11 protein-coding genes are annotated in these 12,660 nt (G+C 63.6%); 4 read left to right on the top strand and 7 right to left on the bottom strand.

Going from position 1 to position 12,660, the window contains the following annotated elements:
• Positions 1-168: 168 nt before the first annotated feature.
• Positions 169-570: a DUF488 domain-containing protein gene (locus IF690_RS18310; protein ID WP_202696814.1), complete on the top strand. Its 402-nt coding sequence runs from the start codon at positions 169-171 to the stop codon at positions 568-570.
• A gap of 12 nt (positions 571-582) precedes the next feature.
• On the opposite strand, the gene IF690_RS18305 is transcribed toward IF690_RS18310, so the two are convergent.
• Positions 583-1,044 carry a hypothetical protein gene (locus IF690_RS18305; RefSeq protein ID WP_202696813.1) on the bottom strand — a complete coding sequence of 154 codons (462 nt, stop codon included), beginning with the start codon at positions 1,042-1,044 and terminating at the stop codon, positions 583-585.
• A 106-nt stretch (positions 1,045-1,150) separates the two neighbouring features.
• A complete protein-coding gene (locus tag IF690_RS18300; protein ID WP_202696812.1) occupies positions 1,151-1,429 on the bottom strand; it encodes a hypothetical protein in 279 nt (92 codons plus the stop codon).
• 198 nt (positions 1,430-1,627) lie between these two features.
• On the opposite strand from IF690_RS18300, the gene IF690_RS18295 reads away from it, so the two are divergent.
• Entirely contained in the window at positions 1,628-4,258 is a 2,631-nt protein-coding gene (locus tag IF690_RS18295) for an MGH1-like glycoside hydrolase domain-containing protein (protein WP_202696811.1), read from the top strand.
• A 124-nt stretch (positions 4,259-4,382) separates the two neighbouring features.
• On the opposite strand, the gene IF690_RS18290 is transcribed toward IF690_RS18295, so the two are convergent.
• The 3 genes from IF690_RS18290 to IF690_RS18280 form a co-directional block, all read right to left on the bottom strand.
• Positions 4,383-6,101, bottom strand: coding sequence for a hydrogenase maturation protein (locus IF690_RS18290; protein WP_202696810.1), 1,719 nt, complete (start codon positions 6,099-6,101; stop codon positions 4,383-4,385).
• 316 nt (positions 6,102-6,417) lie between these two features.
• Positions 6,418-6,732 carry an SCP2 sterol-binding domain-containing protein gene (locus IF690_RS18285; RefSeq protein WP_023964609.1) on the bottom strand — a complete coding sequence of 105 codons (315 nt, stop codon included), beginning with the start codon at positions 6,730-6,732 and terminating at the stop codon, positions 6,418-6,420.
• A 50-nt stretch (positions 6,733-6,782) separates the two neighbouring features.
• Complete coding sequence (locus IF690_RS18280) at positions 6,783-7,493, bottom strand: histidine phosphatase family protein (RefSeq protein ID WP_023964610.1); 711 nt, start codon at positions 7,491-7,493, stop codon at positions 6,783-6,785.
• Positions 7,494-7,697: 204 nt separating this feature from the next.
• On the opposite strand from IF690_RS18280, the gene sohB reads away from it, so the two are divergent.
• Positions 7,698-8,720, top strand: a complete 1,023-nt coding sequence (gene sohB, locus IF690_RS18275) for a protease SohB (protein WP_202696809.1) — start codon at positions 7,698-7,700, stop codon at positions 8,718-8,720.
• A 200-nt stretch (positions 8,721-8,920) separates the two neighbouring features.
• Here the strand turns inward: sohB and IF690_RS18270 are convergent, their stop codons facing one another.
• Positions 8,921-9,415, bottom strand: coding sequence for a DUF934 domain-containing protein (locus IF690_RS18270; protein WP_009049671.1), 495 nt, complete (start codon positions 9,413-9,415; stop codon positions 8,921-8,923).
• Entirely contained in the window at positions 9,399-11,057 is a 1,659-nt protein-coding gene (locus IF690_RS18265) for a nitrite/sulfite reductase (protein ID WP_202696808.1), read from the bottom strand. Before IF690_RS18265 ends, IF690_RS18270 begins: the two co-directional genes overlap by 17 nt.
• Positions 11,058-11,555: 498 nt before the next feature.
• Here IF690_RS18265 and IF690_RS18260 point away from each other — a divergent pair, with 498 nt between their 5' ends.
• Positions 11,556-12,653, top strand: coding sequence for an ABC transporter substrate-binding protein (locus IF690_RS18260; protein ID WP_202696807.1), 1,098 nt, complete (start codon positions 11,556-11,558; stop codon positions 12,651-12,653).
• The last annotated feature ends 7 nt before the right edge of the window (positions 12,654-12,660 follow it).

The following is a 12,660-nucleotide window of genomic DNA, read 5'->3' as shown; positions in this document are numbered from 1 at the left end:
GGGCGCGATGCGTCAATCATCCTGGGGACGAGGTGTCGTTTTCGATGCGGGAGGGTCGTAATCAGAACCCGGAGGAGTGGTGGCGAGGCACTGGTCTTCGTCCTGTGCCGGGTCTTGTCCAGCCACTAAGCTGATGGCAGGCCATGCAGCCATAGAGGGGAGGCCCCCATGATTCTGTGCAAACGCGCCTACGAACCGGCGAGCCCCGACGACGGTTATCGGGTACTGGTGGACCGGCTGTGGCCGCGCAATTGCCGCAAGGAGCAGTTGCCGCTGGACAAGTGGTTGAAAGACCTGGCGCCGTCCACCGGATTGCGTCGCGCCTTCAAGTCCGGCGAGCTGGATTTCGCCAGCTTCCGCAGCCGTTACCGCCAGGAACTGACGGCCCGCCCCGAGCAGTGGTGGGCGTTGCTGGAACGCGCGCAAAAGGGCCGGCTGACCCTGGTGTACTCGGCTCACGATGAGGTGCACAACAATGCCCGGGTGTTGGCCGAGTGGCTGGAGGACGAGCTGGACCGACAGGGCGAGGGGAGTTCGCCGGTGTGTTACACGCACCTGCCGCCTGGATGAAGGCGCTGCGCTTCAGGGTTGCTTCAACATCACATAGGCCTCGCCGCCGCGCCGGTCGTGCATCAGCAGGAAGGTCTGCTGGTCGAGGGTGATTTTCGCCGGCAGGTGCTGCGCCACCGGGGTGCTGGAGAACTGCTCGGCTATCTTGAGAAATTGCGCGGCCAGGGTCTTGTCCCGCTGCGACGGCGTGGTCACCGAGCATTGCTTGCTTTTCTGCACCTGGACCCCAAGGCCGTGGTCCGGCCTGAGCCCCATCCGCGCATACCCGGCGTCGTCCAGCCTGGCGATGCCATAGGCCTTGGCCGCGCTGTCGGCCCCGGCGAAGGAGGGCGCGGATTTCAGGCAGATATCGCGAAAGGCCAGCACGCCTTCGGCGATGGCCGCCGGTTCCTTGTCGATGACTTCGGGCGGGCTGGCGCAGCCGGCCAACAGGGCCAGGACCAGGCCCAGAGGGCTCAGGATCGTGCGGTTCATCGGACCTCCCAGGCATTTGCGGGGCATGGTTATAGCCTAGCCAAGCTTCTGCCTGTGGGAGGACTTGGGCGACGGGAGCCTTATAGGCGTCGCTGAAAGCAGCGGCTCAGTCGAACCCGACTGACCAGCGGTTCAGCGTTTCCGGCTCATGGCGCTGGCCCGGGTCGGTTTCGTAATTGCACTGGGGGCCGCTGCAGGAATGCTCCAGGGTGATCGGCGCCTTGAACTCCAGGGGGAACTTGCTGGGTTCCGGCTCCGCCGCCGGGGCGGCCGTTGCCTCTGTCAAGGCGGGCATCGGGTAGCTCAGGTCCAGGCCTTCGGCCTGTGCCGGCAGGGCCAATACACAGAGCACAAGGCTCGCCAGGAGGGTGTTGTCGCTGAACATCGTGGCTATCGCGTTTGCACAAGAGGGTTGCCGAGTATAACGAACGCCTCCCCGGAAATTTAAGTCGAAGGCTCTATTACGGGCCTTGTGCGGCAATGGGTCGCGATTGGCGCCTCGCACCATGAAACATTTGTCATGGGCCGCCGGCGCCACCAGCCCCTACACTGGCTTTCACCTCCATGGCTCACGGACACCCCCATGACGGCAGCAACGGCGGCAAGCATCCTCGAAACGGTCGAAGGCCAGCGCCTCAATGGCCCGGCGGGCGAACCCTGGCGCGAGTGGGGGCCGTACCTGAGCGAGCGGCAGTGGGGCACGGTGCGCGAGGACTACAGCGCCGATGGCGACGCCTGGGCCTACTTGCCCCACGAGCATGCCCGCAGCCGTGCCTACCGCTGGGGCGAGGACGGGCTGGCGGGGTTCTCCGACAAGGCCCAGCACTGGTGCCTGGGGCTGGCCCTGTGGAACGAGCGCGACAGCATTCTCAAGGAGCGCCTGTTCGGCCTGAATAACGCCGAGGGCAATCACGGCGAAGACGTCAAGGAGTTGTATTTCTACCTCGATGGCGTGCCCAGCCATGCCTATATGCGCATGCTCTACAAATACCCGCAGGCAGCCTTTCCCTATGAAGACCTGCTGCGGGAGAACGCCCGGCGCGGCCTGGACGATACCGAGTACGAGATCCTCGACACCGGGGTGTTCGAGGACGATCGCTACTTCGACGTGACGGTGGAATACGCCAAGCACGCGGTCGACGACATCTTCATGCGGGTCACGGTACACAACCGCTTCCAGCAGCCGGCGCGCCTGCGGGTCTTGCCCCAGGTCTGGGCGCGCAATACCTGGAGCTGGGGCGGCGACTCGCGCAAACCAAGCCTGCGCCTGGAGGGTGAGCAACTGCTGGCCCGGCATCCGCGCTGTTCGCCGATGCAGGTCACGGCCTGGGGGCCGGAGCCTTGCGAGTGGCTGTTCTGCAACAACGAAACCAACTTCCCGAAGCTCGATGGCCTCGCCACGCCCGGCCCGTTCAAGGACGGGATCAACGACTACCTGCTGGGAGGATCCGCCAGCGCCATCGCCCGCGACGGCGGAACCCGTGCTGCCGCCCACTTCACCCTGGAGCTGGCCGGGCTGGAGAGCAAAAGCCTGTATCTGCGTTTCGCCCCGGCCGGCTCGGCCCAGGTCAGCGCCAGGCGCCTGTTCGAACAGCGGCGGGCCGAAGCCGATGAGTTCTACGCCGCGCTGCAACAGGACATCGCCGATGCCGACGCGCGTAATGTCCAGCGCCAGGCCCTGGCCGGGCTGCTGTGGTCCAAGCAACTCTACGATTTCGACGTCAACCGCTGGCTCGACGGCGACCCTGGCCAGCCCCCGCCGCCAGCGCCCCACGCCCATCTGCGCAACAACCATTGGCGGCACCTGGCGAACTTCGACATCGTGGCCATGCCCGACACCTGGGAATACCCCTGGTACGCTTCGTGGGACCTGGGCTTCCAGGCGGTGGCCCTGGCCTTGATCGATCCGGGCTTCGCCAAGCACCAGCTGTTGCTCCTGGTCAAGGACCGCTTCATGCATCCCAATGGGCAGTTGCCGGCCTACGAATGGCGCTTCGACGACGCCAACCCGCCGGTGCACGCCTGGGCCAGCTGGCGGGTGTACCAGCGGGAAAAAGCCCTGACCGGCCAGGGCGACATGGACTTTCTCGAGCGGATCTTCCACAAGCTGCTGCTGAACTTCTCCTGGTGGGTCAACCGCAAGGACGCCGAAGGGCGCAACCTGTTCCAGGGTGGTTTCCTCGGCCTCGACAACATCGCGCTGTTCGATCGCTCGGCGCCCTTGCCGCCGGGCTATACCCTGGACCAGGCCGACGGCACCGCCTGGGTCGCGGCCTATGCCCTGGACCTCATGCGCATCGCCCTGGAGCTGGCCAGGCGCAACCCGGTGTATGTGGATATCGCGGTGAAGTTCTTCGAGCACTTCCTGTACATCGCCGGGGCCATCAACCGGCTGGACGACGGCGACGCAGGGCTGTGGGACGAGCAGGACCGGTTCTTCTACGACGTGCTGCACCGCCCGGACGGTGGCAACGAACCGCTACGCCTGCGCTCCATCGTCGGCCTGATGCCGTTGTTCGCCGTGCAGGTGCTGGAACAGCACGAACACGAATGCCTGCCGGGACTGCGCGAGCGTTTGCTGGGGTTCATGCACCATCGGCCGGACCTGGCCCGGCTGGTGTCGCGCTGGAACGAACCGGGGCAGGGCAATCGCCTGTTGCTCGCGCTGTTGCGTGGCGAGCGCACCAAGGACCTGCTCAAGCGCATGCTCGACGAGGCCGAGTTTCTCTCCGACTTCGGTATCCGTTCGCTGTCCAGGGGCTTCGCCGAACACCCCTTTGCCCTGCAGGTCGACGGTCATCAGCTATGCGCCCGTTACGCGCCGGCCGATTCCGATTCACGGCTGTACGGCGGCAACTCCAACTGGCGCGGGCCGCTGTGGATGCCGCTCAACTACATGCTGATCGAATCGTTGCGCGAGTTTCATCGCTACTACGCCGACAACTTCTCGGTGGAGTACCCCAGCGGTTCCGGCTACCTGGCGTCCCTGGAGGAGGTCGCCGACAGCCTGAGCCAGCGCCTGACCCGCCTGTTCCTGCGCGACGAGGACGGGCGGCGCCCATCGATGTGCGCTTATGCGCAGTTGCAGGCCGATCCCCGGGACCGGGATCTGCTGCTGTTCCATGAGTACTTCCACGGCGACACCGGCCGCGGCCTGGGGGCCAGCCACCAGACCGGCTGGACGGCGCTGGTGGCGTTGTTGTTGCAGCCTTAGCGGCAACGGGGGAGGGGCGCTGCCCGGGCTGTGGCAGCGCGTTCTTGTGCAATACGCGGTGGCTGTTTTACCGCCGCTGCACGCCCGCCCCCAGGCTGATCCAGCGGCTACCACGATCGGCCGGTCAGGCGCTCAAGGTCTCTGGCTGCGGCACGGCCCAATCCTCGATCAACCGCTGCGGGGTGCAGCAGGTCTTGCGCTTGTAGACGAAGCTGGCGCATTTCTCGGCGAAGCCGTGGCGGTTCTGCACCATGTCCAGGTGCATCTGTTCCAGCTCGGTGTTGCGACAGTGCTGCATCAGTTGCGGGTCGGCGTTGGCCTTGCGTTCGCGCAGGGCCTGGTATTTCGGTTCGGTCAGCACGGCGTTGGCCCGTTGCAGCAGCCACAGGCCGAATTCGTCGGGGCAGCGTGGGCCGATTTCCTGGACCATGCCCATCTGCAGGGCCTGGAAGGCGTTGATCGGCAGGCATTGCTCGGTGAGCTTGTGCGCCATGGCGTGGCCGACGGCACGGGGCAGGCTGTAGGTCCAGTATTCCGAGCCGTACAGGCCCATGCTCTTGTAGTGCGGGTTGTAGACGGTATTGGCCCGGGCCAGCACCACATCGGCCGCCAGCGCCAGCATCAGGCCGCCGGCCCCGGCATTGCCGGTCAGGCCGCTGACCACCAGCTGGCGGGCGCTGAGCAGCTCCTTGCAGACGTCGTCGATGGCCTGGATGTTGTTCCAGGCCTCCAGGCCCGGTACCGGCGCGGCCTGGATCACATTGAGGTGCACGCCGTTGCAGAACGCGCCACGCCCGCCCCTGAACAGCAGTACTTTGGTGTCCCGGGCCTTGGCCCATTGCAGCGCGCTGACCAGGCGCCGGCAGTGTTCGGTGCTCATGGCGCCGTTGTAGAACTCGAAGGTCAGTTCGCCGACGTGGCCCGACTCGCGGTAGCGGATCGGCTGGTAGGCTTCGTCGCTGAACGGCTCGCTGGCGACCGACCAGTCCAGATGAGGCACGCCGTCCAGCTGGCCGGCCAGCACATGGCGGGCCGGCAGCTTGAAGTATTCGGTGCCCGGCCGGGCCTTGCGCTTGAGCGAGCCGATCCACAGGCTGCGGTCGCCGCAGGCCACCAGCACCGCATCGTCGTGCACCGCCAGCAGTTCGCCGGGGATGCCACTGCGGTTATCCAGGTGCGCGTCATACAGGTAGTACTGCCCGCCGGCGAGGCTGGCCAGGACTCCGGGCTGGCCGTCGGCGGCGTCGATGCAACGCTTGATGAAGTGGGCGCTGTCGTGCCAGCTGAAGCTGCGGTCGTCCTGTTTCATGTTCGGCTGCAGGCGGCCCCGTACCTGCGGCTGGCTGTAGTCCAGGGGCACCGGGACGAAGTCGCTGCCGAACTTTTCCACCACATCGCGGATGCAATGGATCGCCGCGTCGGCCACCGGCCCGTTGTACAGCTCGGACTTGCGCACCTGCGCCGGCATCTTGAATTCCCAGGTGGACCAGACCGGCCCGGCGTCCATTTCTTCCACCGCCTGCAGGGCGGTGACGCCCCAGCGCTCGAGGTTGTTGCTGATGGCCCAGTCCAGGGCGCTGGCGCCGCGGTCGCCGACGATGCCCGGGTGGATGATGATCACCGGGCGTGTCGGATGGCGCCACAGTTGCTCGGGCACCCGGTCCTTGAGGAAGGGACAGATCACCAGGTCGGCGTCGGCCTGTTCGATCTGCTGGCAGACTTCGTCTTCATGGGTGAACAGCACCACGCTGGGGCGATGGCCGGACTGGCGCAGGTCCAGCCAGGCGCGCTGGGTAAGACCGTTGAAGGCGGTGGACAGCAGAATGATCTTCAGCGATTGCATAGCGACTCTTCCTTGAAGGTGAAGCGGGGGGGCCGGCCGTTCCGAAAAGCCGTCCCTGGCCGATGGAGGCGCAAGAGTAGAGAGGAGCTTTGGGTGTTCTGCTGACCGAGATCAATCAAGTGCGTCGTGTGGCGCGGAAATGCGCCGGATTACATATGTTCGTTAGTTGGTTTTGATGAGTTTTTTAATTACTTAAAAATAGATTCAGCCTTGTTGCAGGTCTTCGATGAACTGGAGCGGTACTGCTGAAACGACGAATCCCGCCAGGAGGCGGGATTCGTGGGTAAACAAAAGCTTCCCAGGGGAAGCGCTGGCTTCAGGCCGGGAACAGTTCGCTCAGCTTCATTGCCAGCATCATGTCGCCTTCGGCGCGCAGCTTGCCGCCCATGAAGGCCTGCATGCCGTCGGTTTCGCCGCTGACGATGCCTTGCAGGGTTTCGCCGTCCATTACCAGCGTGACCTGGGCGTCCGGGTTCTCGCCTTCCTTGAGCTCGCAGGTGCTGTCTTTGACGATCAGCGAGAAGTTCTTGGTGTCATCGATGCGAAAACCGAAAACCAGGTCCAGGCCGGCAGCGGCAGCTGGGTTGAACTTGGCTTTCATGGCTTGTACGGCGTCGTCTACGGAGGTCATGGTTCGGTCCTTTTATGGGTTGTTACAGCAAGGGTCACAGTGATCCGGACTCAGCGGAAAGTGATGAGTTCCGGGGCCTTCAGCAGCTGCAGGTGGGCATGACTGTTGAAGGAAGCCAGGGCGACCTCGCGACCGCGAAACTTCAGCTGGTTGAGCGAGGTATTGACGATTTGCCAATTCAGTTCGAAGGCCTGGGCGGCAGGCATCCGGGTAATCAGGTGGAGCAGGGCGGTGATGGTGCCGCCGGAGGTGAACACGGCGATTTTCTGGGTGTTGTCGGCCTGTTCCAGAATCCGCTGCAGGCCGGCCTGCACCCGCTCGACGAAGCCCAGCCAGCTTTCCAGCCCCGGTGGATCGTAGGTACCGGCCAGCCAGCGGTCGATGATCAGGGCGAAGATTCTTTGGAATTCGGCGCGGTTTTGCGCGGCATTGCGCAGGATGTCCAGGGCGTCGGGCTCCTCGGACAACATATCGGGCAGCAAGGCGCGGATCACCGCGTCGGCATCGAATTCATTGAACGCCGAATCGGTTTCCAGGATCGGCGTGGGCAGGCCCGCGGCGCTGAACTGTTGCAAGGTGGAATTGGCGGTGTGTTGCTGGCGGCGCAGGTCGCCAGCCAGGCAGCGGTCGAAGTTCACCCCCAGCTCGACCAGGTGTTGACCGAGCACTTCGGCCTGGCGAACACCCGTGGTCGACAGGACGTCGTAGTCGTCCGCACCGAAGGAGGCCTGGCCATGTCGAATCAGATAGATGCTGCCCACGTCCGCGTCATCCCGGTACGTTGAAAGTTTTGCGAGGTTATGAGGATGCCGGTGAGCTGTCAATGAAAAAACATACGCTTGTTTGAAATGCTCGTTAGAGCACGGTAACAGGAGGTTTCGCGACTGGTCGATGCCTGGCTGCACCGGTATGCTGGAGCCATTCCGCCACGTGTTGGCAGTGATGCACGTCTTTAAGGAGTCCCTGTGGAGTTTCTCTCCGAGTACGCCAGTTTCCTGGCCAAAACCGTCACCCTGGTCATCGCCATCCTGGTGGTGCTGATCACCGCTGCCTCACTGCGCAGCAAAGGCCGGCGCAAGGGCGCCGGGCAGTTGCATGTGAGCAAGCTCAACGATTTCTACAAAGGCCTGCGCGAGCGCCTGGAGCAGAGCCTGCTCGACAAGGACCAGCTCAAGGCGCTGCGCAAGTCCGAGGCCAAGGCCGAGAAAAAACACAAGAAGCAGCACGAGGAAAAGCCGCGGGTGTTCGTGCTGGATTTCAGCGGCGACATCAAGGCTTCGGCCACCGAGGGGCTGCGCCACGAAATCACCGCGCTGCTGAGCCTGGCCACGCCCAAGGACGAAGTGGTGCTGCGCCTGGAAAGCGCTGGCGGCATGGTGCACAGCTACGGCCTGGCCTCGTCGCAACTGGCGCGGATTCGCCAGGCTGGCGTGCCATTGACGGTGTGCATCGACAAGGTCGCGGCCAGCGGCGGCTACATGATGGCGTGCATCGGCGAGAAGATCATCAGCGCGCCGTTCGCCATCCTCGGCTCGATCGGCGTGGTGGCGCAGTTGCCCAACGTCAACCGCCTGCTGAAAAAGCACGACATCGACTTTGAAGTACTGACTGCCGGCGAATACAAGCGCACCCTGACCGTGTTTGGCGAAAACACCGAAAAGGGTCGGGAGAAATTCCAGGAGGACCTGGACGTCACCCATCAGTTGTTCAAGAATTTCGTCTCCCGTTACCGGCCACAACTGGTCATCGACGAGGTGGCCACCGGTGAAGTCTGGCTGGGTGTCGCGGCGCAGGAGAAAAAGCTGGTCGACGAGCTGAAAACCAGCGACGAGTACCTGGCCGAACGCGCCAAGAGCGCCGAGCTGTTCCACCTGCACTACGCCGAGCGCAAGAGCCTGCAGGAGCGGGTAGGGCTGGCGGCCAGCGGTTCTATCGACCGTGTGCTGCTGACCTGGTGGAGTCGCCTGAGCCAGCAGCGTTTCTGGTAAGGCCGCCGCGGCCTCCTGTAGGCGCGAGCTTGCTCGCGATGGAGGTCGCAGCACCGCGTTTTTCGGGAATTCATGTTGCCTTGGGATTTATCGCGAGCAAGCTCGCTCCTACAGGGGGGCGGACGGCGGGATAAAAAAGGGCAGGCACAAAAAAGCCCTGGACCGGTTTCCCGGTCCAGGGCTTTTTGTTGGCGCGGGCCTTAGCGGCGACGGAACAGCGGCAGCGGTTCGTCGGTGGCGGCCTGGTAGGTCACGGAGAAGTCCTTGAGGCTTTCCAGGGCTTCGTACGGATCCTTGTCGGCACGCAGGGCGTAGGCGTCAAACCCGCAGCGGCGCAGGTAGAACAGCTGGTCGCGCAATATGTCGCCGATTGCCCGCAGCTCGCCCTTGAAGCCGTAACGGTCACGCAGCAGGCGAGCGTTGGAGTAGTTGCGGCCATCGGTGAAGGCCGGGAAGTTCAGGGCGATGACCTGGAAGTGCTGCACGTCATCGCCGATCTCTTCGGCTTCTTCATCGCTGTCCAGCCACACGCCCAGGCCGCCGTCGCGGGCCTTGAGGGCATGAGCGTGTTCGCGCCACAGGGCCAGCGGCACGATCAGGTCGTCGCAGTTGGAAATGCCGTCGAGGGTCGCGTCCTTGGGCAGCAGGTGCCAGGTTTCGTCGATGACCTCGTTGTTCTTAATGATTCGCTGCATAGACGCGCTCCTTGAAGAGGTCGATGCCAATACGTTGGTAGGTGTCGATGAAGCGCTCGTCTTCGGTACGTTGTTCCACGTACACGTCGATCAGCTTCGAGATCACGTCGGGCATGTCTTCCTGGGCGAAGGACGGGCCGAGGATCTTGCCCAGGCTGGCGTCGCGGCTGGCGCTGCCACCCAGGGAAACCTGATAGAACTCTTCACCTTTCTTGTCCACGCCGAGGATGCCGATGTGGCCCACGTGGTGGTGGCCGCAGGCGTTCATGCAACCGGAGATGTTCAGGTCCAGCTCGCCGATGTCGAACAGGTAGTCCAGGTCGTCGAAACGGCGCTGGATGGATTCGGCGATCGGGATCGACTTGGCGTTGGCCAGGGAGCAGAAATCACCGCCCGGGCAGCAGATGATGTCGGTCAGCAGGCCGATGTTCGGCGTCGCGAAACCTTGCTCGCGCAGCTCGCCCCACAGGGTGAACAGCTGGCTCTGCTCGACGTCGGCGAGAATCACGTTCTGCTCGTGGGAGGTGCGCAGCTGGCCGAAGCTGTAGCGATCGGCCAGGTCGGCGATGCCGTCCAACTGCTTGTCGGTGACGTCGCCCGGGGCTACACCGGTGGGCTTCAGCGACAGGGTCACGGCGACATAACCCGGCTTCTTGTGGGCCAGGGTGTTGCGCGTGCGCCAGCGGGCGAAGCCCGGATATTGTTTGTCGAGCTCGGCCAGTTCGGCGTCCTGGTTGACCAGGGCCTTGTAGTCCGGATCGACGAAGTGCTTGGCCACGCGATGCACTTCGGCCTCGGTCAAGGTGGTCTGGCCGCCGCGCAAGTAGGTCATTTCCGCTTCGACCTTCTCGGCGAACACCTCTGGGGTCAGGGCCTTGACCAGGATCTTGATCCGCGCCTTGTACTTGTTGTCACGCCGGCCGTAGCGGTTGTAGACCCGCAGGATGGCATCGAGGTAGCTCAACAGGTCCTGCCACGGCAGGAACTCGTTGATGAAGGCGCCAACCACCGGGGTCCGGCCCAGCCCGCCACCGACCAGGACCCGGAAGCCCAGCTCGCCGGCGGCGTTGTGCACCGGCTCCAGGCCGATGTCGTGGACTTCGATGGCCGCGCGGTCCGAGGTCGAACCGTTGATGGCGATCTTGAACTTGCGCGGGAGGTAGGCGAACTCAGGGTGGAAGGTGGTCCACTGACGGACGATTTCACACCAGGGGCGCGGGTCGATCAGTTCATCCGCGGCGACGCCGGCGAACTGGTCGGTGGTGACGTTGCGCAGGCAGTTGCCGCTGGTCTGGATGGCGTGCATCTGCACGGTCGCCAGCTCAGCCAGGATGTCCGGGATGTCTTCCAGCGCCGGCCAGTTGAACTGCACGTTCTGCCGGGTACTGATGTGGGCGTAGCCCTTGTCGTAGTCGCGAGCGATCTTGGCCATCATCCGTGCTTGGCGCGAAGTCAGCTGGCCATAAGGCACCGCCACCCGCAGCATCGGGGCAAAACGTTGGATATAGAGGCCATTCTGCAGGCGCAGAGGGCGGAATTCTTCTTCGCTCAGCTCGCCTGCCAGATAGCGCCGGGTCTGATCACGGAACTGCTTGACGCGGTCCTCGATGATCCGCTGATCGTACTCGTCGTATACGTACATATAGATCCTGTTCTCAGGCTTATCAGGTGACGCAGAGGCGGATGTCACCCAAGAAATTCTGCGCGCACGGCCGCGCACTCCCAACGGAGCCGGGCGAAGATACCAGTTTGCAGTTATGCGCAAAAGTGATGTTTGAGTATATGCAAAGAACCAAAACGACTAACGGTATCCGACCGGCCCAAACCCACATTTGTGGTGAGGGCAATCCTCGACTTAACTGTGCTCGAGTCTTTGTGCAGTCACCGATAAAACCGACAAGAGGCGATGCTATGAGCAATCCAACCAAGGCAAGGAAAAGCGACAGCGCTGTCGATGCTTGGGCCATTCTCTTTCTGATCATTCTGGTCGTGGGAACGGCGGTGTTCTGGGTCAGTCATCAATAGTTGCGGTCAAGCGATGAGCAGAGTCCGAATTGTCTGTGGGAAATGACGATTTGCCGACATTGGCCAGTATTTTGCCAGTTATACTGCAGGGCAATATTCCGGGACTCTGGTCGCAATGTTGAAGGTGTTAGGTAGGTATCTGCTGGTACTGCCGCTAGTACTGAGCGGGTCGTTCTGGGCCGTGGCCCATGCCACTTCGGTGGTGTTTCTGAACCCGGGCAATTCTACTGAAGCCTTCTGGGTTGGTTATTCACAGTTCATGCAGGCCGCGGCCAACGACCTCGGCCTGGATCTGCGCGTGCGTTATTCGCAGCGCGATCCGCAAACCACCATCCGCCAGGCCCGGGAAGCCCTGCAGGGCCCGGACCAGCCGGATTACCTGGTGGTGGTCAACGAGCAATACGTCGCGCCAGAGATCCTGCGCCTGTCCCGGGGCAGCGGGGTCAAGCTGTTCATCGTCAACAACGCGCTGACCGCCGATCAGCAACGCTTGCTGGGCGAGCGCGAGAGCCGTTATCCCGACTGGATCGGCAGCATGATCGCCAACGACGAGGAAGCCGGCTACCTGATGCTCAACGAGCTGATTCGCCGTCACGGCCCGCTCGCTCCCGGGCAGTACATCGACCTGCTGGCGTTCTCGGGGGTGAAGAACACCCCAGTGGCGCAATCCCGTGAACAGGGCCTGCAGCGGGCGCTGGCCGAGCACCCGGAGGTTCGGTTGCGCCAGCTGGTGTATGGCGAGTGGAATCGCCAGCGCGCCTTTGAGCAGGCCCAGCAGTTGCTCAAGCGCTATCCGCAGACGCAGTTGGTCTGGTCGGCCAACGACGAGATGGCCCTGGGGGCGATGGCGGCGCTGGAACAGCAGGGGCGGCAACCGGGCAAGGATGTGCTGTTCAGCGCCCTGAACAGCTCGCCGCAGGCCTTGCAGGCGCTGATCGACGGACGCCTGACGGCGCTGATCGCCGGGCACTTCACCCTGGGGGGCTGGGCGATGGTGGTGCTCAACGACGACGCCCGGGGGCTCAGTCCTGCGGCCCATGGTGGCCCGAACTGGCAACTGGGTGTGTTCCAACTCCTGGACAAGGTCCAGGCGCAGCGTCTGCTGGCGTTGCAGGGGACACAGCAATACGGCGTGGACTTCCGCGGGCTGTCGGCCCAGGGGAAGCCAGCGGGCTACCGTTACCCCTTCTCGCTGAATCTGTTACTGCGCTGACAGGCGT

The organism is Pseudomonas sp. SK3(2021), from assembly GCF_016772375.1.
Lineage (GTDB): Bacteria > Pseudomonadota > Gammaproteobacteria > Pseudomonadales > Pseudomonadaceae > Aquipseudomonas > Aquipseudomonas chlororaphis_I.
This window is presented reverse-complemented; position numbering and strand designations above follow the sequence as displayed.

Bases quoted from the DNA above. Each gene is read 5' to 3' on its own strand.
- IF690_RS18310 (WP_202696814.1), top strand. From the start codon at position 169: ATGATTCTGTGCAAACGCGCCTACGAACCGGCGAGCCCCGACGACGGT.
- IF690_RS18305 (WP_202696813.1), bottom strand. From the start codon at position 1,044: ATGAACCGCACGATCCTGAGCCCTCTGGGCCTGGTCCTGGCCCTGTTG.
- IF690_RS18300 (WP_202696812.1), bottom strand. From the start codon at position 1,429: ATGTTCAGCGACAACACCCTCCTGGCGAGCCTTGTGCTCTGTGTATTG.
- IF690_RS18295 (WP_202696811.1), top strand. From the start codon at position 1,628: ATGACGGCAGCAACGGCGGCAAGCATCCTCGAAACGGTCGAAGGCCAG.
- IF690_RS18290 (WP_202696810.1), bottom strand. From the start codon at position 6,101: ATGCAATCGCTGAAGATCATTCTGCTGTCCACCGCCTTCAACGGTCTT.
- IF690_RS18285 (WP_023964609.1), bottom strand. From the start codon at position 6,732: ATGACCTCCGTAGACGACGCCGTACAAGCCATGAAAGCCAAGTTCAAC.
- IF690_RS18270 (WP_009049671.1), bottom strand. From the start codon at position 9,415: ATGCAGCGAATCATTAAGAACAACGAGGTCATCGACGAAACCTGGCAC.
- IF690_RS18265 (WP_202696808.1), bottom strand. From the start codon at position 11,057: ATGTACGTATACGACGAGTACGATCAGCGGATCATCGAGGACCGCGTC.
- IF690_RS18260 (WP_202696807.1), top strand. From the start codon at position 11,556: ATGTTGAAGGTGTTAGGTAGGTATCTGCTGGTACTGCCGCTAGTACTG.